This window comes from uncultured Campylobacter sp., assembly GCF_937959485.1.
Lineage (GTDB): Bacteria > Campylobacterota > Campylobacteria > Campylobacterales > Campylobacteraceae > Campylobacter_B.
Genome location: NZ_CALGPY010000014.1, coordinates 45,447 through 68,523 on the forward strand (window position 1 = coordinate 45,447; position 23,077 = coordinate 68,523).

Below are 23,077 nucleotides of genomic sequence, written 5' to 3' on the forward strand. Positions count from 1 at the left end.
GATGAGAAAAGCTTTAACCGTTTTTTGTTTGATTTTTTTAATTGGCTGCGGCTACAAGCCCGTTTCAAGGATTGCAAAAGAGACGATGAGCGGAAGCGTATTTGTGGACGTTATGATGAGCAAGACCGATCCGCAAAACACCGTCGCTATTAAAGATGCGATCAGGCAGGGTATAGTCCAGCGCCTAGGGATGAGCCTTTCGGATAAAAACTCGGCGCAGACGATCGTAGTAGCGAGTATAAAAAGCCTAAGCTTTAGCGAGCTTTCATACGATCAGTTCGGCTATGTCACTAGCTACCGCGCAAATCTCATCGTAAATTTCAGCACCAAGCTTAAAAACGGCGAGGTTTTCAACAAGGATTGCGTGGGCGATTATGATTTTAAAGTTAGCCGCCTAGTCAAAAATAGCTACGATACGAGCTCGATCATTAGCGATAAGGACCGCTATAAGGCGATCGAAAATGCCTCCACGCAGGCGTTTGACGAGTTTATTTCGGTGCTTGCGATTAGGGGATTCAGACTTGAGCGGGCGCAGCATTAAAGAATTTTTGCAAAATCGCCCGATTTATTACAAAAAAATCGACTACGAGCGCTTCCCGCGGGCGTATGCCGCCATTAAAGATAAAATTCCGCTCAAAAACGTCATTCAGATCATCGGCACCAACGGCAAGGGAAGCACCGGGCGATTTTTGGCTAACGCGATCGCCGCAGCGGGCTTTAGCGTCGGGCACTACACTAGCCCGCACGTTTTTAAGCTCAACGAGCGCATCTATCTAGGCGGACGCATCGCGCAAATCCCAGTTTTTGCGTTAAATTCAGGCGCTTCAAATTTTAAAAACGAGCAAAATTCCGCTTCGGCGTCAAATTTTACGGAAAAACACAATTCCGCAAAGATGCAAAATTTTGCGAACAGAGAAAATTCAGCCTCTCAAATTTCTATTTCTAATTTGCAAAATTCCGCCATGCAGGATTTTATCGCCACTCAGAATTCGCATGGTGAGCGGAATTCTGCCCTGCAAAGCTTCATTTCTACCACACGAAATTTTTGTAGCGAGCAGAATTTTATCGCGCGAAATTCCATAGATACGCAAAATTCTGCTTCTACACAAAATTTATGGAATTCTCAAGATCTTAAATCGCCGTCTGAGCAAAATTTCAAATTCTCGCCGAAGCAGAATTTTAAATCTCCGCTAAGATTAAATTTTAAATCTGCTCAAAGCTCGCCTCCCATTTCGCTAGGGCGCGATGCTACGGATGAGGAGCTTGATTTCGCGCATGAGTTTTTGCAAGAAAGCTTGCCCGCGGAGTTTAAAGATAGCCTGTCGTATTTCGAGTATCTCACTCTTGCGGCGGCAGTGCTTTTTGGGGATTGCGATTACTGCGTGATCGAGGCTGGGATGGGCGGCGAGTTTGATGCTACGTCGAGCTTCGGGCGCATGCTATCGCTTTTTACACCGATCGGCACCGATCATTTGGGCATGCTAGGACAAAATCTAGAGCAGATCGCCCACACCAAGCTCATTACGATGGATAAGGAGGCGATTTTAAGCGATGAGATGAGCGAGGTTCCGCTTCGTATCGCGCAGCAGATCGCAGAGCAAAAAGGAACTCATTTGAGGTTTGCAGCAGAGCTTTTAAGCGAAAGTGAGCAAGCGCAGATTGCATGGTTTTGCGCGCACAATAATCTACCTAAATTTCAAATTTCAAATTTAGCTCTAGCGCTTGCTGCGATGAAATTTTTAAATTTGAAATTTGAAATTTCGCAGCTACCGCCTCTAAATTTACGTGGCAGGATGGAGGCTCTGGCGCCGAATTTGCGCGTGGACGTCGGGCACAACGAGCTTGCGGCACAGCAAGTAGCCCGCGAAATTATTGAAATCTACAGGGGCAGAAAGATTGTGTTGATTTACAACGCTTTTGCCGATAAAGACGTAGCCGCAGTGCTGCGAGCTTTAGCACCCGTGGTAGAGCGCGTGGAGATCTTTAGCTACGAGGTTGCGGATCGCGAAATGGCAGCGGAGGCGATAATCCGTGCGCTTGACGCGCTTAAAATTCCACATTCGCCGTTTCGCGGCGAGCTTAGAGCGGACGAGGAGTATTTGGTTTTCGGCTCGTTTCATTTGGTAGAAAATTTCATTTTATGGCTTGAGGCGCGCCGTGGCTAAAACTAAACTCACCCTAAGCGATCATTTTGGCACCAAGACGCTGTATTTTGGCGAAAATTTTAGATTTCAACTTAAAATTTTATCTGCGTTTTTCGTAATTTTTCTGCTCGTTCTGTTTTTTGCGATATTTAAACTCGCGAGCGACCGATCAAATTTAAAGGAGCTAAACAAAACCCTCTACGCCGAAAATCTCGCGCTTAAAGAGCAAAATATCGCACTTGAGGGCAAAAACGAGGAGGTGCTTGCCAAGCTGGACGGACGCGAAGACGATGGAGGCGGGCTGGATAGTGATATCCAAGTAATGCTTGCGATGAATGAGATGAAAAAGGAGCGCAAAAAGGGCTCCGGCGCGCATATCGCAGCTAGCGAAAAAACGGCGAGCGCGATTCTTAGCGCTGTGCCTAATGGACTTCCGATGCAGTATCGCGGCGTAACTAGCCCTTTTGGGATGCGCACTCATCCAATCAGCGGTGTTATGAGGATGCACCACGGCATCGACTTGCGAGCGAGCGAGGGCACTCCGGTGTTTGCGACGGCAGAGGGCTTCGTGCAGTTTGCAGGCGGTAGCGGCAGCGGATATGGAATTTTAGTGATTTTATCGCACAATTACGGCTTTGAGACCCGCTACGGCCACCTTAGCTCCGCGGTCGTAACGCCCGGCTCTTGGGTTAAAAAGGGCGATCTCATCGGCTATAGCGGCAACACCGGCTACAGCACTGGTCCGCACTTGCATTACGAAGTTAGGTTTTTGGCTCAAAGCGTTGATCCTGCAAATTTTATGAGCTGGAACGCGCAAAATTTCAAAAATATCTCGACCTTAGAGCCTAATGTTTCGTGGCAGGAGATCGCAAACGTCGTGCAGCACCAGATCGAAAGGTTTAAATAATGCAAGCCGAGGTTTACGAATACTTTTTGCAAAACCAAAAAGAACTTTTGATCTGCGAGGATGAAAAGGAAGCCGCGGCGTGCGAGCAGGTGCTTAAATTTATGGGCTACGCGGCCTTTTGCCTGCCCGATTTTAGAGCTAGCTTCGGCGAGGATCTGCGTAGCTACATGGGTGAGCTAGCAGGCATCAGCACCGCTCTTAGCGCGTTTTACAAAGCAAGCGGCAAAAAAATTTTAATCTCGCCGGTTCGCACGATCTTAAACAAACTCCCCGCAGCAAGCCATCTGCGCCCGCTAAATATAAAATTGGGGGGTGAGTTAAACTTAAGCGAGTTGAAAGAGGAAATTTTACGCCTGGGATACGACGTGCGCGACATCGTTGAAAGCATGGGCGAGGTGAGCTTCCGTGGCGAAATCATCGATATTTTTTCGGTAGGGAGCGAAAGCGCGGTTAGAATTCTGCTCGACGGCGAGACGGTCGAGAGCATCAGGCGCTTTGACGTCGCTACGCAAAAAAGCGAAAAAGATGAGCTTTCTCAAGCAGAGATAGCGCCGTTTTTGGCAAATTTAAGCGAGGACGAGTTTGAGAGCGTGAGCGAAAAGATATCGCGCGCGGACAGCGACGCGTTAGCGCGCGATCTGGGCTCGCTCGGGTTTTGGTTTATCGAGGGTTTCGTCGATTACACGGAGGCGTTTGATTGCATCTTGTTGCGCGAGATCAAAAAGGATGAAATTTTTTCCGAGCGCAATTTGGATTTTTTAGACGCGATCGAGGTGCTGCCTGCGGCGCGTAAATTTAAAGACCTCGCCGTGACGCCGTCGCAGGAATTTTTTGAATTTCACCGCAGCGAGACTATCACGCTGATCGCGCGAAACGACGCTCTGCTCGCGCCGTTTGATCTTAGCGGATTTAGCAATATCGAAATTTTACGCGAGGATTTCGTCGTAAATTTAATAAGCGCCGAGCGGATCATCCTTTCGCTAAACAAAGCAGCGCCTAAAAAGCGCGTGCGAAGATCGAGCCTAGCTCTGGATGAGCTAAACGTGGGCGATTTTGTCGTGCACGAAGATCACGGTATCGCTAAATTTAACGGGCTTGAGCTCATCGAGGTGATGGGGCGCAGCAAGGAGTTCGTATCCCTGCTCTACGAGGGCGGCGACAAACTGCTGCTGCCGGTAGAGTATCTAAATAAGATCGATCGCTACGTCGCAAGCGGCGGCGCGGTGAGCTTGGATCATCTGGGCAGGGCGAGCTTTTCAAAAATCAAAGAGCGAGTGCGCGAAAAGCTCTTTGCGATCGCTTCGAAGATCATCGCGCTGGCTGCCAAGCGCGAGCTGGTGCGGGGGCTCGTCATCAAAAACGAAAGCGCGGATTATGCGAAATTTTTAAGCGCGAGCGGCTTTAGCTACACGAGCGATCAGCAAAAGGCGGTGGGTGCGATTTTGGCGGATCTGCAAAGCGGCAAGGTGATGGACCGCCTGCTTAGCGGCGACGTGGGTTTTGGAAAGACCGAGGTTGCGATGAATGCGATATTTGCTTGCATCCGCAGCGGCCATTCGGTGCTGTTTTTTGTGCCCACTACGCTGCTTAGCTCTCAGCATTACGCCACGCTTAGCGAGCGCTTTAGGGAGTTTGAAATTCCTGTTTTCAAGCTCGATCGCTTCAGTAGCGCGAGGCAAAAGAGCGAAATTTTAAAGCGCTTGCAAAGCGGCGAGGCGATCGTCGTAGTCGGCACGCACTCGCTTTTAAATTTAAATCCCGCAAATTTGGGCCTCATAATCATCGATGAGGAGCATAAATTCGGCGTTAAGCAAAAGGAGCGGCTCAAAGAAAAAAGCGCCGCCTCGCACCTACTTAGTATGTCTGCGACGCCGATACCGCGCAGTCTAAATATGGCGCTAAGCTCGATTAAAAGCTACTCCACGCTGCTTAGCCCGCCGCAGGACCGCCTGGATGTGCGCACCTTCGTCAAGCAGTGGGACGAAAAGATCATAAAAGAGGCGATTTCGCGCGAGCTGCGACGCGGCGGGCAGATTTTTTACGTCCATAACCACATCGCGACGATGCAAAGCGCCAAAAAGAAGCTGCTTGAAATTTTGCCGAGCCTTAAAATTCTAATTTTGCACTCCAAGATCGACGCTAAAACTACGGAGGATGAAATTTTAAAATTTGTGGCGGGCGGATACGATCTGCTGCTTTGTACCAGCATCGTAGAAAGCGGCATTCATATGCCGCGCGTGAATACAATCATCGTCGAAAACGCTGATAAATTCGGTATCGCCGATCTGCACCAGCTGCGCGGCCGCGTCGGACGCAGCAATAAGCAGGGCTTTTGCTACTTTTTGATCGAGGATAAAACCGCTCTTACGCAGGATGCGCTAAAGCGGCTCGTAGCGCTTGAGAGCAACTCGTTTTTGGGCAGCGGCTCGGTGCTGGCGTATCACGATCTTGAAATTCGCGGCGGCGGAAACCTGCTCGGAGAGGCACAGAGCGGGCATATCGAAGCGATCGGCTACTCGCTTTATCTAAAGATGCTCGAAGAGGAGATCGGCAAGCTGCTAAGCAGAAAGAGCGCCGCTGCGAGCGGGGAGCTTAAAATTTCGGTAAACGCCTTTTTAAACTCGGAATTTATCAGAGAGGATCGCCTGCGCTTGGATCTTTACAGGCGGCTTAGCAAGTGCGCAGAGGCGAGCGAAGTGCTTGAAATTTTCGGCGAGATCGAGGATCGCTTCGGGCGCGCGGATATCTACACCAAGCAATTTATCGACGTGATGATGATTAAGGTTTTGGCTACGAAGCTTGGCTTGCGCGTGATTTCGAGCATGGATGAAAATATCTTGATCACCCTTGCAAACGGCGATAAGGTGCGATTAAAGGCACAGACGCGCGACGATGACGACGTGATAAATGAAATTTTGATCTATCTGCGAAGGGAGCTAAAAAATGCGAACTTGCGATGAAAATATCAAAAAAAGCGCGAGCAAAAGCGGGAGCGAAGAGTTAAATTTAGACGCGGTGAGCGGTTTAAATTTAGCGGGGCAAGCCGTCCTAAAAAGCGCCCAGAGCGGCTCTATCGAGCAAATTTATTTCAGCGATTTTAGAGCGATTGATTGGCGCGCGGTGCAGGTCGCCGTCTTTCGCGCGAATAAAAAGGTGCTAAAGATCGTTCGCGACATCGATTTTACCGATCTTGACGCGCTCGTGGGGCTAGAGAGCCAAAAATCGGCTCTAATAAAAAACACTGACGCCTTTCTGCGCAGTGCGAGTGCCAACCACGCGCTTTTGTGGGGCGAGAGCGGCTGCGGCAAATCAAGCCTTGCAAAAGCGGTTTTTTCTAAATTTATCCCGCAAGACCTTAAGATCATCGAGATTGGTAGGGATGATCTGGGCTATCTCGTGGAGATAATAGACGCGATCCGAGAAATAAATTTTAAATTTATCATCTTTTGCGATGATTTGAGCTTTGAGCTCGGCGAGAGCGGTTACAAGCACCTAAAACCGCTACTCGAAGGCTCACTAGAGCGCGCGCCGCGCAACGTGCTGATGTATGCGACGTCCAACCGCCGCCACATCGTAGGCGAATGCGCAAGCGATAATGACGCCGCGCAGATCAGCCGCGGCGAGCTGCACCTAAGCGACGCGGCGAACGAGCGAATCAGCCTGAGTGAGCGCTTCGGGCTACAGTTAAGCTTTTACGGCGGGAGCATGCGGGAGTATTTGGGGATCGTAGATGCCTATTTTGCGGCTGCGCAAGGTATGAGTGCGGCGGAATTTCGCCTAAGCTTTGCCGCAAATTTAGACGTGCTGCACGCAAAGGCGCGTGAGTTTGCGATGCTTCGCGCAAGCCGCAGCGGCCGCGCAGCAAAGCAGTTTTTCTTGAGCTTTGGCGAGGAATTTTTTGTAAATTTAAAAGGCGGCGGCAGATGAATACTGCGCGCGAATTTAAATTTGGCGTAAATTTTATCGCGGTAGCGAAATGCGTGCGACAAGCTGCTGCCGCCGCGCGAAATTTTAAAGACGCTGCTAGAAATTTCGGAGGCGCGAAATGAGCGCGACCGAGCTTTTTATCGCGCTTTTTCGCGCCGTGAAAATCAAGGATTTTCGCTGGTGGCCTGCGTTTGGAAGCTTTGAGGTGGTCGTGGGGGCGATTTTGATCCAAAATACGGCGTGGCGCAATGCTGACGCGGCACTGCAAAACCTGCGTAGCAAGGGGCTTTTGGGCTTAGATGAGATCGCCGGGCTAGATGAAGCGGAGCTTGCGCAGATCATCAAAGTAAGCGGATTTTATAATCAAAAAGCGAGACGCTTAAGCTTGTTTTGCAAAGCGATGATCGCGGATTTTGGGGATTTTGAGAGCTTTAAATCGGGCGTTAGCCGCGAGTGGCTGCTAGCGCGCAAAGGGATCGGCGCGGAGAGCTGCGATGCGATCTTGTGCTACGCGTGCGAGCGCGCGGTGATGGTCGCAGACAGCTATTCGGCGCGGCTGCTCGGGGCTTTGGGCTATGAGTTTGAAAGCTACGATGAGCTTAGCGCGTGGCTTGGCGAACTGGAATTTGAGCGGATCTACGAGTTTGTAAATTCCGCCAACTCTCCCTGCGATGCGGCGGCAAAAGCAGATAAGCTGGAGAACGAAAACGGCGCATATGCACTATTTCACGGGCTTATAGTAGAATTTTGCAAAGCGCATTTGGAAGGTAAAATTTTCGATGAGAGCGCGAAAATAATTTTAAATGATTTGAGGTAGATATGTTTAACACTAAAATTTTAGAAAATTTAATGGTTGCTTTTTGCTTTTGTATAACGCTTGCGTTACATTTACTGATATTTAACCATTACTTCTCACTCCAAGAAGGCTGGTGGGAAACCTATGCTTATTTAGTAAATAGGGGAGAGGTAATCAATAAAGATTTTTATCTAGCATGGACTCCGTTATTTGTATATATAAACGCCTTCTATCAAAAAATATTCGGAATAAATTTTTTTGCTTTTGCCTGCATCGGTGTAGTAGCTGCAATGATACAGGTAATTTTATTGTATTTGGTTTTAAGAGAATTTTTTTCAAAACCGGCTAGTGCTATCGCAGCTCTTTTTGCGACATTTTTAAATATAAACAGCGGTACTTATATTGCCAAAGATTATCATACGTATGTATATATTACCGAATTTTTAACATTACTATTTTTGATAAAATATATAAAAAATTATAATTCTAACATAGGCAGATTTTATCATATAATTGGAATTTTATTTTGTGTTTTATTGTTTTTTGTTAAACAAAATGTGGGCCTGGTCCTTTTTGCCGGTTTGTTTGTTGCATATGCTTTTGTTGCTATAAACTTTAAAGATTATATAAAAAGAATTTGCTTTTTACTCATTATTTCGGCTATATTTTTTACTATCATGAATTTTATCATTCCTTTTAATTTATCTTCTATAACAGAAAATGATTCCAAGGGCAGTTTTTTCGCTATGGCCACGAGATTTGCTACATATCCTTTAAACCAAACTATATTAAAAAATTCGCTTATTGTATCAATGGTTGCACTTATCTTGTATATTATTAGATTAAAAATAGCAGAAATTTATACTAACCTATATAGAAAAATGATAGCCAAAACTACAATAGAATTTCGTATATTAATGCTTATTATATTACATATAATTATAATATACTGTATGTTTGTCAGGATGAGTGGAATTGGAATAGAAATAAAGAATTTTATATCTCTTTCAATAGGTATTATTTTATTCTTACTGTATATATGCTTCAATAGAAATAATATAGTCGGTAATTCATCAAAGATATATGCCTTTATGATTGTAGCCATGGCCGCCATATCTTATTCGGGTACTTTGGCTGATGCTTTTACGGCGAGTGGTAATATGATATGTATAGCTTTTGCCAGCGCATTTATTATAAATATAAGTAGATTAAGACAAATAAAATACATTACTATATATATACATTTAATAATAATATTTTTTATGTTTTTAGCAACTATAAGAATGCCGTATTATTGGAATTTCAATACTCAGGTAGATATCTTTAGCGCCAATTCTAAAAGTTCATACGCTCAGTTAGATGGTATTTATATGGATGAGCGGATATCAGATATTTTTGATTATTTTGATAAGTATGTAGCTACTAAATCTAAAAACCAAAAAGATTTCTATTTTTTTAACTTTCCTATAATGTACTTATTGAATAATAAAATTCCACCGTATTATTTAGTAACTCATTGGCTAGATGTGTCATCGTCCAAGGCTATATCTAGGGAATATGATGAATTTGTCAAATCTCCTGCGCAAAATATTGTTATGTATCAATATCAGACATTTTTCTTTACTGTGCACCGGAATTTTCAAGTTAAAAGCTCTTTTAAACAGCTTGATTTTCATGAAACCATGAATAAATGGGTGCAGGAAGGGAAATATAAATTTATAAAGTCATTTGTAGTTCCATATGATAATGTGCCGGTCGAGGAAGAAAAAAACCATCTTCTTAAAAATATGTTGATTATTTTGCAAAATGAAAAATTTTTCGGCATGGATAGGTCACAATTTACGGAGTGGTTAAAGGGAAACGGTATAACATTAGTTACTATTAGACGTGATAAAAAAATAGCTACTGACCAAAATGACACAAAGCAAGAAGATGACCGTTTGCAAAATGGTGATGTATTACAAATGGATGGTAGTATCGTTGATCTGTGCAGGGTATTTCCAACTCTAGGAGTAGCTCCGACTGAAGCAACCTTTTTCAACACAATTAACGTATATGAAAAACAAGGAGATCGTAGTGAATAGCTCCGTTAGAGATAAATTTGTATTAATACTGTGCTTGAGCATAATATTAATACCGCATCTCTTTATATTTAACCATTACTTCTCACTCCAAGAAGGCTGGTGGGAAACCTATGCTTATTTAGTAAATAGGGGAGAGGTAATCAATAAAGATTTTTATCTAGCATGGACTCCGTTATTTGTATATATAAACGCCTTCTATCAAAAAATATTCGGAATAAATTTTTTTGCTTTTGCCTGCATCGGTGTAGTAGCTGCAATGATACAGGTAATTTTATTGTATTTGGTTTTAAGAGAATTTTTTTCAAAACCGGCTAGTGCTATAGGAGCCACTTTTGCTAGTTTTTTATGGTTTAGTATGGAGACATATATACCGAAGGATTATCATACCTACGTCTTCATCATAGAATTTTCTACCCTACTATTTCTAGTAAAATCCATAAAAAATGAGAATTCTAAACAAGGCGTTATATATCAAATATTTGGAATTTTATTTTTAGTCCTACTTTTTTTCATAAAGCAAAATGTGGGATTGGTTCTTTTTGCAAGTCTTTTTGTATCTTATGCTTTTATATCTAGTAGCGTAAAAAATTATTTTAAAAGAATAGGATTTTTACTACTCTTTACTATTATATTCTTTGCATCCATAAATTTCATAATGCCTTTTGATCCTTCATCAATAACAGATAATGATTCAAAAGGAAGTCTATGGACGATAGCGACGAGGTTTATTTTTGAACCAGAGCTTAGTCGGATATTAACAATAAGTGTGTTGGAATTTTTTATAATATTAATTCTTGTACATTTTAGAAAAAAGATTGTATATCTATATGATGCATTGGTAGGACAAATTGCAGCAAGAACAACTATCTTATTTCGGTTTACTATCGTAGCTATTGGACTGACTGCGCTTACTTATATTGCTTTATTTCATAATACTGTTATATTATATATTATTAAATATATCTCTTATATTAGCTTTTCCATAGCTATGATTTTGTATATCATGTTTGCTGCTATGTTTTATAAAAACAGTAGCATTTTTGGATCAAAAATTTATATTTTCATTACTTTTTGTGCTGCTGCTATAGTTTATAGTAATACTTTCACTACTATCGCCTTAAATATGAATAGCATTCTTTTGTGTGCAGGGTTGGCATTCGGCTTTTTATTAAATCAAAATTTGCGCAAAATAGCCAGGATCTTATTGATCTATTGGATGCTTGTAATGGTATCTTTCATAATATACGTAAAATTTTTAATACCATATAACTGGCTTGAAAATTATCAAGGTAGTGTATTCGAGGCCAAATCCGAGACCTCATATATTCCTTTAAAAAATATTTATATGAATCAGAAATTATCTTATATTTTTGACTATATTCATGATTATGTACCTAAAAATACAGTATCTGACAAAGATTTTTACTTTTTTAACTTACCAATAATGTATCTTTTAAATGATAAAATTCCACCATATCACCTAGTAACGCAATGGTTTGATGTAACTCCGACAAAACTGATTAAACAAGAATATATTAATTTTACAAATAGACCAACCGAGAACATTGTTTTATATCAATACTATAAAAAAGCGTTTGATATAAACAAAAGACTTTTGAGAAAAGATGATTTTATTCAAGAAGATTTTTATAAAGTAATGAATAAATGGGTAAAAGAGGGTAGATATAAATTTATAAACTCCTTTGTTGTACCTAATAGCTTGATGTTTAATAATGCATCTAAAAATTTAAATATCCAAACAGATGTAATAATTCAAAATAGTAATTTTTTCGATCAAAGTTATGAAAGGTTCTATTTATGGCTACAGGATAGCGGCGTAAATATTATGCAGATCACTAGAGACGGAGCCGTTTTGCAAGATATTAATAATACAATTAAGAATTCTGATATAGTAACCTTGAATGGTAATGTAACCAATATAATGGAAATTTTACCTCAACTTGGGGTTGAGCCGATTGATACGGTAAATTTTAATACTATAAATATTTATAGACGAAATGGTAGCTATGATTAAACGACAGGCCGTCAAGTTTCTCCTCGTAGGCATCCTAAATACCGCCTTTGGATATGGGCTATTTTCATTATTCATTTACGCTGGGCTTCACTATTCACTAGCAGTATTATTGTCTACTATCTTTGGTATTATGTTTAATTTTAAAACTATAGGTAAATTGGTCTTTAAAAGTGATGATAATAGTCTGATTTTCAAATTTATATTTGTTTACATCATTACTTATTTTTTAAATATATTTTTTCTATGGCTTTTCAAGTGGCTTGGATTTGATAATATGTATATAAACGGTTTTGTGCTTTTGATCCCGCTAGCTGCGGTATCATTTTTATTAAATAAATTTTTCGTCTTTAGGAGATGATATGAAAAAGATCAGTATAGTTACTGCCTGCTTTAACGAGGAGGAGAATGTAGAGGAAGTCTATGCGCGCGTAAAAAAAGTTATGGAAGGATTTTCGGAGTACGCCTACGAGCATATATTTATTGATAATGCTTCGACCGATAGGACGGTTGAAATTTTAAAACGCCTAGCAAAGGATGATAAAAATTTAAAGATCATCGTAAATTCCAGAAACTTCGGGCATATCAAATCGCCAACCTATGCGCTTTTGGGTGCAGACGGAGATGCTGTTATCTCTATCGTAGCCGATTTGCAAGATCCGCCCGAGATGATTGCGCAGTTTATAGAAAAATGGCAAGAGGGCAACGACTTGGTTTTGGCTATTAAGCGAGATAGCGAGGAGCGCGGCGTGATGTTTAAAATCAGAGAGTGTTATTACGAGCTCTTATCAAAACTATCTGAGATCGAAATTTTTAAGAATTTTACCGGCTTTGGACTTTTTGATAAAAAGGTCATCGCGGCTCTTAGACAGATGCATGATCCGTATCCGTTTTTTCGAGGAATGCTCGCGGAAGCTGGTTATAAGGTAGCCAAAATTCCTTACGATCAACCTATAAGAATTCGAGGAGTTACTAAAAATAACTTTTATACGCTTTATGATATGGGGATACTCGGTATAATCTGCAATTCCAAAGTACCACTTCGGCTCGCAACCTTTATAGGTATGATAACGGGTATTTTAAGTATAATAGTAGGACTTGTGTATTTTATACTTAAGCTAATTTATTGGGACGAGATGAGCGTGGGCATCGCGCCTCTTATCATACTTTTTTCATTCGTTTCATCTGGAATTTTGTTTTTTATCGGTATAATAGGCGAATATATCGGTGCAATTTATACACAAGTGTTAAATCGCCCATTGGTATTTGAAAAAGAAAGAATAAATTTTGATTAAAGGGAGCTTTAATGAAAGTTTTAATACTAGCAGGAGGTTTCGGTACTAGGCTTGCCGAAGAGACGAGCATTAGGCCAAAGCCAATGGTAGAGATCGGCGAAAAACCGATTTTATGGCATATTATGAAAATTTATAGTTTGTATGGATTTAACGAATTCGTCATTCTGCTTGGCTATAAAGGCTACTATATCAAAGAATATTTTGCCAATTATTTTTTGCATCAAAGCGATATGACTATAGATTTGAAAAATGGCAAAATGGAAGTTTTGAGCAATTTTAGCGAGCCTTGGAGCGTTACGCTGTTAAATACCGGGCTAAACACTATGACTGGCGGTCGTATTAAGCGGGCTCAGAGCATAGTGGGAGACGAGCCGTTTTTGCTTACTTATGGAGATGGTGTTAGTGATATAGATATCCACGAGCTTGTAAAATTTCATAAGTCTCACGGCAAATCGCTTACTATGACTTCCGTTCAGCCGGAAGGTCGCTTTGGAGCGCTAAATATAGATGACGAAAGTCGCGTGCATGAGTTTAAGGAAAAACCAAAAGGAGACGGCAATTGGATCAATGCGGGTTTCTTTGTATGCGAGCCCAAGGTTTTTGACTATATTACGAATGGAGATGCGACAATATTTGAGCAAGAGCCGCTTATGAATTTGGCCCACGACGGCGAAATTTTAGCATATAAACATAGCGGCTTTTGGAAGCCGATGGATACGCTTAGAGATAAGCTCGAGTTAAACAAAATTTGGGATAGCGGCAACGCTCCGTGGAAAAAGTGGTAGCAATGCAAGATATGCAGGATCTATACTCCGGAATTTATAATGGCAAAACAGTTTTGCTTACCGGGCATACCGGTTTTAAGGGCTCATGGCTTAGTCTATGGCTGCAGCGCTTGGGCGCGAAAGTGATAGGGTATTCGCTTCCGGTGCCTACAGAGCCAAATCATATAGGACTTTTAAATTTAAATATCGTCCAGGTAATCGCCGACATACGAGATCTTGCTAAATTAAACGAAGTCTTTGCGGCTTATAAGCCCGACATTGTATTTCACTTTGCCGCTCAGGCGCTCGTACGCCCATCTTATGCCGATCCTATCACAACCTACGAAACCAATGTTATCGGTACATTAAAAGTCCTTGAAGCTTGCAGAAAAGCAGGCGTTCGCGCGATCGTAAATATCACAAGTGACAAGGCTTACGAAAATAAAGAGTGGGTTTGGGGATATCGCGAGAGCGATCCTATGGGTGGATATGATCCATATAGCTCGTCGAAAGGCTGTGCGGATCTTCTGGCTAGTTCATATCGAAACTCCTTTTTTAATGAAAAAGATTACGGCACAAAGCATCAAACGCTGCTTGCTACGTGTCGCGCAGGTAACGTCATAGGCGGCGGAGACTGGGCACAAGATAGATTGATTTGCGACGTTATGCGCGCAGCGGCTAAAAATGAAGCGGTAACGATCCGCAATCCGCATGCAACACGCCCTTGGCAGCACGTGCTTGAGCCGCTTAGCGGCTATTTGCTCGTGGGGCAAAAGTTGCTTGAAGGGCGAAAGGAATTCGGCGGTGCGTGGAATTTCGGTCCTAGCGATGATGGCGCGATTAGGGTGCTTGATGTATTAAAGAGCGCCAAGCGATATTGGGATAAGATAGAATTTCAAATCAATTCCGACATAGACCAGCCTCATGAGGCAAATTTATTGAAGCTTGATTGCTCTAAGGCACATGCGCTGCTTGGCTGGAAGCCAGTTTGGGATAGCGAAACGGCATTTGAAAAAACTGTAAAATGGTATAAAAATTTCTACGAAAACGGCACAATCGATACCGAGCAAAATTTAAGCGACTACGTAAAAGAGATGATGCGATGATAAAAGTTAGCGATTTTATAGCAAAATTTATAGCCGAACACGAAGATACCGCAAAGACCGTATTTATGGTCTCGGGTGGCGGCAATATGCACCTGATAGATTCGCTTGGCAAAAATGAAAATTTAGAGTATGTCTGTAACCATCACGAACAGGCTTGCGCGATAGCCGCAGAGGGATATGCGCGCGTCTCAAATAAGATCGGTATCGCGTATGTTACCACAGGCCCCGGCGGAACGAATGCGATTACCGGTGTTTACGGTGCCTGGGTGGATTCGATCCCTATGATGATCATATCGGGGCAGGTTAAATTTCAGACGACCATTGCTTCGCAACCCGAGTTAAATTTACGTCAGCTCGGCGATCAAGAGGTTAATATCGTTGACATCGTAAGGCCTATCACAAAATACGCCGTAATGATAACGGATAAAAATAGCATAAAATTTCATCTGCAAAAAGCTATTTATGAGGCTAAGCACGGCAGACCCGGACCCGTATGGCTGGATGTGCCGCTAGACATACAAGGCGCGATGGTGGACGAAGCGGATTTGGTAGAATTTAAAATTCCAGAAGAGCCGAAATTCGACACAAAAATCCCGCAGGTTCTAGATGCGTTAAAAGCTGCTAAACGCCCCGTTATCATTGTGGGTAACGGAGTGAGGTTAGCCAATGCAAAAGATGATTTTAGAGCCTTGATTGACGAGCTAAAAATCCCTGTTTTGACTGCTATTTCAGGAGTTGATTTAATAGAGACTTCAAATAAGTATTTTTTTGGTAGACCTGGAATTTTAGGAGAGAGGACCGGAAATTTTGTAATTCAAAATAGCGATTTGGTAATAGTATTGGGTACAAGATTAAATCTTAGAATTTTGAGCTTTAATTGGGAATTTTTTGCGCGAGAAGCCAAAAAAATTATGATTGATATAGATGAAAACGAACTTAATAAAAAAACTTTTATTCCGGATATAAAAATTAAATCCGATGCAAAGGTTTTTATAAATGATCTTGGAGAAAAAGCTAGAGATTTAAATCTAGAAATTGGAGACTGGCTTAAATATTGTAATAGAACAAAAATGAAATATCCTGTTTTTGATAAGTCCGTATTGAAAGAGAAGAATTATGTCAGTTCATATTATTTTCCAAGATTACTTTCGGAGAAATTACCAAAAAATTCTCTCTTGCTTACCGGTAATGGCATAGCATATACATCAACATTTCAGAGCTATCCGGTACGAGCAGGTGATAGGCTTTTTGCAAATGTCGGATGTGCTTCTATGGGCTATGATTTGCCGGCACTAATTGGTGCATGCGTAGCAAATAATAAAAGACAAACTATATGCTTAACCGGTGATGGAAGCATTCAGATGAATATCCAGGAATTGCAAACTATTATCCATTATCGGCTTCCCGTTAAAATTTTTATGTATAACAATAATGGATACCTCTCTATACGCATAACTCAACATAATTATTTCAATAACAATTTTGTCGGCGAAAGTCCTATAAGTGGTGTAAGTATACCGGATATGAAGGCGCTCGCTAAAATTTATGGCTTTAAAGTATTTCAAATTAAAAATAACGATGATGCCAATGCAAAAATAGATGAAATTTTATCATGTGAGGGACCGGTGTTTTGCGAAGTGATGCTGCCGCCGAATGAAGCCATAGGACCAAAAGTTGCATCTATGAAGCTCCGGGATGGGACTATGATATCAAAACCATTGGAAGATCTTGCCCCATTTTTACCTCGAGATGAATTTTATAAAAATATGATAGTAAAGCCTTTGGATTGATATGAGATTTTTATTTTTAGACTTTGACGGCGTCCTTTTTGATACTGCACGTGAAGCCTACGAGGTTTGTAGATCTACGCCAAGTTTTTTAAGGCAAAAATTTGATGAAAAGCAATATGCTGAATTTTTAAAATTCAGACCTCTTGTGGGTCCGGCATGGAATTATTATTTCGTGATGACAGCTATAACTAATAACGATAAAGAGCTTTTAGTTTTTGATTATAACGATGAAGCTAAAAAATTTGAAAAAGACTTTTTTGAGACTCGTAAAAAATTAAAAGCAAATAACTATGAAAATTGGTTGGCTTTGAATAGGCCATATCTGTTTTTATTGGAGCTATCAAATATGAAACTGAATCGGCAGACTTTTATTGTAACTACTAAAGATAGTAAAACTGTATTGGATTTAGCCAAAAGATTTAATATTCAATTTATAAATAACGATAATATATTGGGGGCAGATATATTTGCTAAATTTAATTCAAAAGCTAATATAATAAATTCAATTTTAAAAGATGGTGATAGCGGAATTTTTATAGATGACTCAGAAATGCATTTAAAAAAATGTGAGCACATAAAAGGACTTAAGTTATTACAGCCAGATTGGGGATATGTAGAGAGGAATAGTAAGTATATAGGCGATATTAAAATGATATTAAGCGTATTGGAGGAAGAGGTATGAATATAAATGAATTTGAGATGATAGACGTACTTAAAAGGCTTAAAAACGAATATGGCGTATTTGAGTTAAAGGCCGAGTTTGAAGCCGAGGGAAGTCGTATGGAGGAGATGATGCGTTTGCGAGATATTGCCAATCGAGCAGATTTGCCTATCATCTTAAAGATCGGTGGAGCTGAGGCGGTTACGGATATTTATAATGGTATCATTTTGGGCGTAGAGGGGCTTATTGCGCCTATGGTAGAAACCCCGTATGCTGTTTATAAATATCTAGGAGTTATAGAAAATTTGATAAATCCAGACAACCGAGATTATATAGATTTTGCTATAAATATCGAGACAAAAACCGCAGTAGAAAATATAGATGAAATTTTAAAATTAGAAAAAATTTCGCTACTAAGAAGCATTACATTCGGTAGAAGCGATTTTGCGCAGTCATTCGGTTTGGCTAAAAAAGATGTAGATAATGAGAAAATTTTAAATGCTGTTCAGCGAGTATCTCGCGCCGTAAAAGCGAAAGGTTTAAAATTTGCAATAGGCGGAAATATTACGGCTAAATCTATTGATTTTATCAAGACTCTAAAAGTAGAAAATTTAATAGATAAATATGAAACCCGCAAAGTAGTTTTTGCTATAGACTCTATTAATGCCAATCCGCGCGAAGGAATCAATACAGCACTAAAATTTGAACTGTTGTGGCTAAAGTCAAAAAGAAGATTTTACGCAAGGATAAAAGCCGAGGATGAACAGCGTATAGAAGATTTAGAAAAAAGGCTAAGTAACAGATGAATCTATTCATCACGGGCGGTAGCGGTTTTATCGGGTCGCATCTAAAAAAGCGTCTTGCGCTAAATGGAAATTTTAACGTTTTCGCTCCAAAAAGTAGCGAGTTAAATTTGACTGACGAAAGGGCGGTTGACGATTTTATCCGTGCGCATAAAATCGATACTATCGTCCATCTCGCCAATCGCGGCGGCGGTCGCGATACGCTGGATATGACAAATGTGATTGAGTATAATTTACGAATCTTTTTCAATATCGTCAAGCAAAAAAACAAGGTCGTAAAGATCATATCATTTGGAAGTGGTGCGGAATACGGAAAACACAAGCCGATAATAAATGCTCGAGAGGATGATTATAAAGAGGCGCTTCCGCTTGATGAATACGGTTTTTACAAGGCTATCACGTCGCATTACATTGAGGATTGCGCGGATAACATTATCCAGCTTCGTTTATTTGGAATTTACGGCGAGATGGAGAATTACCGCTATAAATTTATCACAAATACCGTAGTAAAAAATCTACTGCGCCTACCCATCACGATCAATCAAAACGTATTTTTTGATTATATGTATGTTGACGATCTGCTAAACGCAGTGGAATTTTATATAGAAAATGACGCGCGGCATAAAATTTACAACGCAAGCAGCGGGACAAAAATCGATCTGCTTAGCCTAGCTGCGCTAGTAAATGAGGCGAGCGATTTTAAATCCGAGATAAGCGTGCTAAATGAAGGGCTAAATAACGAATACACTTCCGACAATAGCCTATTAAAATCCGAAATGAAAGATAAATTCAAGCTTACGCCGCATACGGAAGCGATCGGTAAAATTTGCAAATATTTTAAGCAAAATTTTACTAGCTTAGACTTAGCTACCATAAAAAAAGATCCATATTTGGGAAAAATCAATGAAATTTGGAAAGGCAAAAAATGACCCCTCAAGAATTAAAACAAGAAATTTTAGAAAAGACAAAAGAGTATTATAGACTGGTTCATGAGCCGGTGCAGAGGGCTAAATTTGAACCTGGCAAAAGTCGTGTGAATTACGCAGGTAGAGTCTTTGACGAGCACGAAATGGTAAATTTAGTAGATAGCTCGCTTGATTTTTGGCTTACATACGGCACATATTCTAAAAAATTTGAAAAGGAATTCGCTAAAATGCTTGGCGTAAAATGGGCGTTTTTGGTAAATAGCGGAAGCAGTGCAAATTTGCTTGCATTTTTTGCGCTCACTTCGCCGCTTCTAAAAGAGCGCCGCATAAAAAAGGGCGACGAAGTCATAACAGTAGCGGCAGGCTTTCCTACGACGGTTGCGCCTATCGTGCAATACGGTGCCGTTCCTGTTTTTGTCGATATGGAGCTTGAATATTTTAATATAGACCATACGAAGCTTGAGCTTGCGCTTAGCCCAAAAACGAAAGCCGTCATGGTAGCTCACACCCTAGGAAATCCTTTTAATATAAAAGCCGTGAAGGAATTTTGCGATAAGCACGATTTGTGGCTTATCGAGGATAATTGCGACGCACTGGGCTCGCTGTATGAGGGCAAGCCAACCGGCACATGGGGGGATATAGGCACAAGCAGCTTCTACCCGCCTCATCATATGACAATGGGCGAGGGCGGCGCCACATATACAAACAATCCGCTGCTTAAAAAAATTATGCTAAGTATGCGTGATTGGGGACGCGATTGCTGGTGTGAGAGCGGCGTAGATAATACCTGTGGCAGGCGCTTTTCGCAAAAATTTGGTGAGCTACCGCTTGGATATGATCATAAATACGTTTATTCGCACTTCGGATTTAATTTAAAAGCCTCCGATATGCAAGCTGCCGTTGGATGCGCTCAGATAGATAAATTTCCTAGCTTTGTGCAGCGTCGTAGGCAAAATTTTAAAAAGCTTTATGATGGCTTAAAAGATATAAAGGAGCTCATTTTGGTTAAAGCTCAGCCGCATTCCGAGCCTAGCTGGTTCGGCTTTATGATGACGGTTGCAGACGGGGCAAAATTTAGTAGAAACGAGCTTAGCGAGCATCTAGAAAGGGCGGGTGTGCAAACAAGAAATTTATTTGCGGGCAATATGATCAAGCACCCGTTATTTGCAGATCTTAAACGCGGGGTAGATTATAAAATTTCAGGCGAGCTAAAAAATACCGATAAGATAATGAACGATAGTTTCTGGGTAGGCGTATATCCCGGTATGAGTGATGAGAAGATAGGGTATATTATAAAAACTGTTAGAGGATTTGTATCTACTAAAAGCTAAAATATAAATCAGATCAAAATTTTAAAGCTATATGCAATGTAAATGGCGTCATTTTATTTGGTTAAGCGCCGATATAGCAAAATTTAATTAAAATTACGGCGATAAATTTGGTTAAAAAATCGATATATAGGGGAGTTTATGACGAAAAGAAAAATTTTAATAGTATTTGGGACGCGCCCGGAGGCCATTAAGATGGCTCTATTGATAAAGGAATTTCAAAAGCACGCGGAATTTGAAGTGAAAGTTTGCGTCACGGCGCAGCACAGACAGATGCTTGATCAGGTGCTTGAATTTTTTGAGATCAAGCCCGATTTTGATCTAAATTTAATGAAGCAGGCTCAGGATCTGTACGACGTTACGTCGGGGGTGCTGCTCGGCATGCGCGGGATATTTGAGCGCTATAAACCGGACGTCGTATTTGTCCACGGCGATACGACTACGACAAGTGCGGTATCTCTAGCCGCGTTTTATCAAAAGATCGACGTGGCGCATGTCGAAGCGGGTCTTAGGACGCACGACATATATTCGCCGTTTCCGGAGGAGATAAATAGGCAAATCACTGGCCTGATAGCCAAATACCACTTCGCACCGACCGCGGGCGCAAAAGGCAATCTGCTAAAAGAGGGCAAAAGCGCAGAAAGCATAGTAGTTAGCGGCAACACCGTTATAGACGCGCTTTTTTGGACTATCGATAAGATAGAGCGCGATGCGGCCTTGCGGGATAAAATTTTATCGACGATAGGCCTAAAATATCGCCTTGCAGACCGAAAATTCATTCTCGTAACCGGCCATAGGCGGGAAAATTTCGGCGAAGGTTTTATAAATATCTGTGAGGCTCTGCGCGAAATAGCCGCCGATAACGCCGATGTGGACATCCTCTATCCCGTGCATCTTAATCCAAACGTCCAAAAGCCGGTGAAGGAAATTTTATCGGGGCTACCGAATATTTTTTTAATGGATCCGCTGGAATATGACGCATTTGTGTATTTGATGAGTAAAGCGTATATGATCATCACCGATAGCGGCGGCATCCAAGAGGAGGCGCCGAGCCTTTGCAAGCCGGTTTTAGTAACTAGAAACAGAACCGAGCGCCCCGAGGGGATAGGGGCCGGATGCGTGAGGCTGGTCGGAACGAAGCGAGAAAATATCGTAAAAGAAGCGCAAAAATTATTAAATTTAAAAGACGAATATGATAAAATGAGCGCAAGCATCAGTCCTTACGGCGACGGAAAAGCGTGCGAGAGGATAGTTAAATTTTTAAAGGAAGCTTTGTGAGAAAGGTTTGTATAATGGGGCTCGGCTATATCGGGCTGCCTACGGCCGCGCTCTTAGCGAGTAAGGGCTATAAAATACACGGCGTCGATGTAGTGCAAAGCGTCGTAGATACGATTAATCAGGGCAAAATTCATATCGTAGAGCCAGAGCTCGGCGAGCTTGTAAAAAAATCCGTAGAAAGCGGAAATTTAAAAGCGGACGTTAAGCCTGATTTCGCAGACGTTTTTATCATAGCCGTCCCTACGCCATTTCGCGATGGATACGTGCCAAATATTGATTACGTCATAAGTGCGAGCAGGGCGGTAGCACCCTATATCAAAGAAGGAAATATCGTGATCTTGGAGTCCACTTCGCCGGTCGGCACGACGGAGAAGATAGGTCAAATTTTAAAAGATAGCGGCGTCGATATCTCTAAAATTTACATCGCTCACTGCCCGGAGAGGGTTTTGCCGGGTAAAATTTTAAAAGAGCTCACGCAAAACGATAGGATCGTGGGCGGTCTAAGCAGGGAGTCTGCCGAGAAAACGGCGGAATTTTATAAGACGTTCGTTAAAGGCGAAATTTTAAAAACCGACGCAAGAACTGCCGAAATGGCGAAGCTCACCGAAAATTCTTTTCGCGACGTAAACATAGCCTTTGCAAACGAGCTTAGCATTTTGTGCGATAAATTCGGCATTAACGTTTGGGAGCTTATTTCGTTAGCAAACCGTCATCCGCGAGTTAATATTTTAAGCCCGGGCTGCGGCGTAGGCGGGCACTGCATAGCGGTCGATCCGTGGTTTATAGTACATGCGGGCGGCTACGAAGCGAGGTTGATTAAATCCGCAAGAGAGGTCAATAACCACAAGGCCGAGTGGAGCATAGAAAAGATCAAAAACGCCGCTTTGAAATTTGAGCTGCAAAATGGAAGAAAACCCAAAGTCGCGTGCATGGGGCTTGCTTTTAAGCCTGATATCGACGATTTGCGAGAGTCGCCTGCGCTGAATATAACTAGACGCCTGATCGCAGACGGCGTCGATGTGCTCGCCGTAGAGCCCAATATCAAGGCTCACAAAGATTTTGAGATAGCGGATTACAAAAAAGCTATTGAAATTTCGGACATTGTCGTATTTTTAGTCGGACATAAGGAATTTAAAGGGCTGAAAATAGAAAAAGAAGTTTTGGATTTTTGCGGAATTTGTAAATGAGTTTTCAAAAAGTAATAGATAGAAATAACCATCTGAATTTTTTTAGATT

Annotated in this window: 19 protein-coding genes and 1 pseudogene; all 20 read left to right on the forward strand. The window is 41.6% G+C overall.

All coding sequences use genetic code 11. The features are described 5' to 3' along the window. Position 1: 1 nt before the first annotated feature. The 20 genes and pseudogenes from lptE (at position 2) to wecC (ending at position 23,028) form a co-directional block, all read left to right on the forward strand. The gene (gene lptE, locus Q0380_RS09015; protein ID WP_298962894.1) at positions 2–541 is read left to right on the forward strand and encodes an LPS assembly lipoprotein LptE; all 540 of its coding nucleotides are present in this window, start codon (positions 2–4) and stop codon (positions 539–541) included. A 37-nt stretch (positions 542–578) separates the two neighbouring features. Beyond that, positions 579–773 (forward strand): annotated as a pseudogene (locus tag Q0380_RS10535) (bifunctional folylpolyglutamate synthase/dihydrofolate synthase); the annotation flags it as partial. Between the two features lie 1,384 nt (positions 774–2,157). Beyond that, positions 2,158–3,051 (forward strand): M23 family metallopeptidase, encoded by an 894-nt coding sequence (locus Q0380_RS09025; RefSeq protein WP_005872272.1) that lies wholly within the window; start codon positions 2,158–2,160, stop codon positions 3,049–3,051. Beyond that, a complete protein-coding gene (locus Q0380_RS09030) occupies positions 3,051–6,011 on the forward strand; it encodes a DEAD/DEAH box helicase (protein ID WP_298962899.1) in 2,961 nt (986 codons plus the stop codon). Before Q0380_RS09025 ends, Q0380_RS09030 begins: the two co-directional genes overlap by 1 nt. Continuing rightward, positions 5,995–6,978, forward strand: a complete 984-nt coding sequence (locus tag Q0380_RS09035) for an ATP-binding protein (RefSeq protein WP_298962901.1) — start codon at positions 5,995–5,997, stop codon at positions 6,976–6,978. Before Q0380_RS09030 ends, Q0380_RS09035 begins: the two co-directional genes overlap by 17 nt. Beyond that, a complete protein-coding gene (locus Q0380_RS09040) occupies positions 6,975–7,100 on the forward strand; it encodes a hypothetical protein (protein ID WP_298962904.1) in 126 nt (41 codons plus the stop codon). Before Q0380_RS09035 ends, Q0380_RS09040 begins: the two co-directional genes overlap by 4 nt. Beyond that, on the forward strand, positions 7,097–7,795 hold the full coding sequence (locus Q0380_RS09045; RefSeq protein WP_298962906.1) for a 3-methyladenine DNA glycosylase: 699 nt from the start codon (positions 7,097–7,099) through the stop codon (positions 7,793–7,795). The genes Q0380_RS09040 and Q0380_RS09045 overlap by 4 nt, the downstream gene beginning before the upstream one ends. Positions 7,796–7,797: 2 nt before the next feature. Further along, positions 7,798–9,858: a glycosyltransferase family 39 protein gene (locus Q0380_RS09050; RefSeq protein ID WP_298962908.1), complete on the forward strand. Its 2,061-nt coding sequence runs from the start codon at positions 7,798–7,800 to the stop codon at positions 9,856–9,858. Continuing rightward, positions 9,851–11,893 (forward strand): glycosyltransferase family 39 protein, encoded by a 2,043-nt coding sequence (locus Q0380_RS09055; protein ID WP_298962910.1) that lies wholly within the window; start codon positions 9,851–9,853, stop codon positions 11,891–11,893. Before Q0380_RS09050 ends, Q0380_RS09055 begins: the two co-directional genes overlap by 8 nt. After that, a complete protein-coding gene (locus Q0380_RS09060) occupies positions 11,886–12,251 on the forward strand; it encodes a GtrA family protein (protein WP_298962911.1) in 366 nt (121 codons plus the stop codon). Before Q0380_RS09055 ends, Q0380_RS09060 begins: the two co-directional genes overlap by 8 nt. A 1-nt stretch (position 12,252) precedes the next feature. Then, the gene (locus Q0380_RS09065; RefSeq protein ID WP_298962914.1) at positions 12,253–13,185 is read left to right on the forward strand and encodes a glycosyltransferase family 2 protein; all 933 of its coding nucleotides are present in this window, start codon (positions 12,253–12,255) and stop codon (positions 13,183–13,185) included. Between the two features lie 11 nt (positions 13,186–13,196). After that, positions 13,197–13,970, forward strand: a complete 774-nt coding sequence (gene rfbF / locus Q0380_RS09070; protein ID WP_297897826.1) for a glucose-1-phosphate cytidylyltransferase — start codon at positions 13,197–13,199, stop codon at positions 13,968–13,970. An 11-nt stretch (positions 13,971–13,981) separates the two neighbouring features. Next, entirely contained in the window at positions 13,982–15,055 is a 1,074-nt protein-coding gene (gene rfbG / locus Q0380_RS09075) for a CDP-glucose 4,6-dehydratase (RefSeq protein WP_298963503.1), read from the forward strand. Continuing rightward, the gene (locus Q0380_RS09080) at positions 15,052–16,845 is read left to right on the forward strand and encodes a thiamine pyrophosphate-binding protein (protein WP_298962916.1); all 1,794 of its coding nucleotides are present in this window, start codon (positions 15,052–15,054) and stop codon (positions 16,843–16,845) included. Before rfbG ends, Q0380_RS09080 begins: the two co-directional genes overlap by 4 nt. 1 nt (position 16,846) lies before the next feature. Next, positions 16,847–17,527 (forward strand): hypothetical protein, encoded by a 681-nt coding sequence (locus Q0380_RS09085; protein ID WP_298962919.1) that lies wholly within the window; start codon positions 16,847–16,849, stop codon positions 17,525–17,527. Continuing rightward, positions 17,524–18,312, forward strand: a complete 789-nt coding sequence (locus Q0380_RS09090; protein WP_298962921.1) for an aldolase/citrate lyase family protein — start codon at positions 17,524–17,526, stop codon at positions 18,310–18,312. The genes Q0380_RS09085 and Q0380_RS09090 overlap by 4 nt, the downstream gene beginning before the upstream one ends. Then, positions 18,309–19,238 carry an NAD(P)-dependent oxidoreductase gene (locus tag Q0380_RS09095; RefSeq protein ID WP_298962924.1) on the forward strand — a complete coding sequence of 310 codons (930 nt, stop codon included), beginning with the start codon at positions 18,309–18,311 and terminating at the stop codon, positions 19,236–19,238. The genes Q0380_RS09090 and Q0380_RS09095 overlap by 4 nt, the downstream gene beginning before the upstream one ends. Further along, positions 19,235–20,566, forward strand: coding sequence for a lipopolysaccharide biosynthesis protein RfbH (gene rfbH / locus Q0380_RS09100; protein WP_298962926.1), 1,332 nt, complete (start codon positions 19,235–19,237; stop codon positions 20,564–20,566). Before Q0380_RS09095 ends, rfbH begins: the two co-directional genes overlap by 4 nt. Before the next feature lie 138 nt (positions 20,567–20,704). Then, positions 20,705–21,841, forward strand: a complete 1,137-nt coding sequence (gene wecB / locus Q0380_RS09105) for a UDP-N-acetylglucosamine 2-epimerase (non-hydrolyzing) (protein WP_298962928.1) — start codon at positions 20,705–20,707, stop codon at positions 21,839–21,841. Beyond that, positions 21,838–23,028, forward strand: coding sequence for a UDP-N-acetyl-D-mannosamine dehydrogenase (wecC, locus tag Q0380_RS09110; RefSeq protein WP_298962930.1), 1,191 nt, complete (start codon positions 21,838–21,840; stop codon positions 23,026–23,028). The genes wecB and wecC overlap by 4 nt, the downstream gene beginning before the upstream one ends. Positions 23,029–23,077 lie beyond the last annotated feature (49 nt).

Bases quoted from the DNA above. Each gene is read 5' to 3' on its own strand.
- lptE (WP_298962894.1), top strand. From the start codon at position 2: ATGAGAAAAGCTTTAACCGTTTTTTGTTTGATTTTTTTAATTGGCTGC.
- Q0380_RS09030 (WP_298962899.1), top strand. From the start codon at position 3,051: ATGCAAGCCGAGGTTTACGAATACTTTTTGCAAAACCAAAAAGAACTT.
- Q0380_RS09035 (WP_298962901.1), top strand. From the start codon at position 5,995: ATGCGAACTTGCGATGAAAATATCAAAAAAAGCGCGAGCAAAAGCGGG.
- Q0380_RS09040 (WP_298962904.1), top strand. From the start codon at position 6,975: ATGAATACTGCGCGCGAATTTAAATTTGGCGTAAATTTTATCGCGGTA.
- Q0380_RS09045 (WP_298962906.1), top strand. From the start codon at position 7,097: ATGAGCGCGACCGAGCTTTTTATCGCGCTTTTTCGCGCCGTGAAAATC.
- Q0380_RS09050 (WP_298962908.1), top strand. From the start codon at position 7,798: ATGTTTAACACTAAAATTTTAGAAAATTTAATGGTTGCTTTTTGCTTT.
- Q0380_RS09060 (WP_298962911.1), top strand. From the start codon at position 11,886: ATGATTAAACGACAGGCCGTCAAGTTTCTCCTCGTAGGCATCCTAAAT.
- Q0380_RS09065 (WP_298962914.1), top strand. From the start codon at position 12,253: ATGAAAAAGATCAGTATAGTTACTGCCTGCTTTAACGAGGAGGAGAAT.
- rfbF (WP_297897826.1), top strand. From the start codon at position 13,197: ATGAAAGTTTTAATACTAGCAGGAGGTTTCGGTACTAGGCTTGCCGAA.
- rfbG (WP_298963503.1), top strand. From the start codon at position 13,982: ATGCAGGATCTATACTCCGGAATTTATAATGGCAAAACAGTTTTGCTT.
- Q0380_RS09080 (WP_298962916.1), top strand. From the start codon at position 15,052: ATGATAAAAGTTAGCGATTTTATAGCAAAATTTATAGCCGAACACGAA.
- Q0380_RS09085 (WP_298962919.1), top strand. From the start codon at position 16,847: ATGAGATTTTTATTTTTAGACTTTGACGGCGTCCTTTTTGATACTGCA.
- Q0380_RS09090 (WP_298962921.1), top strand. From the start codon at position 17,524: ATGAATATAAATGAATTTGAGATGATAGACGTACTTAAAAGGCTTAAA.
- Q0380_RS09095 (WP_298962924.1), top strand. From the start codon at position 18,309: ATGAATCTATTCATCACGGGCGGTAGCGGTTTTATCGGGTCGCATCTA.
- rfbH (WP_298962926.1), top strand. From the start codon at position 19,235: ATGACCCCTCAAGAATTAAAACAAGAAATTTTAGAAAAGACAAAAGAG.
- wecB (WP_298962928.1), top strand. From the start codon at position 20,705: ATGACGAAAAGAAAAATTTTAATAGTATTTGGGACGCGCCCGGAGGCC.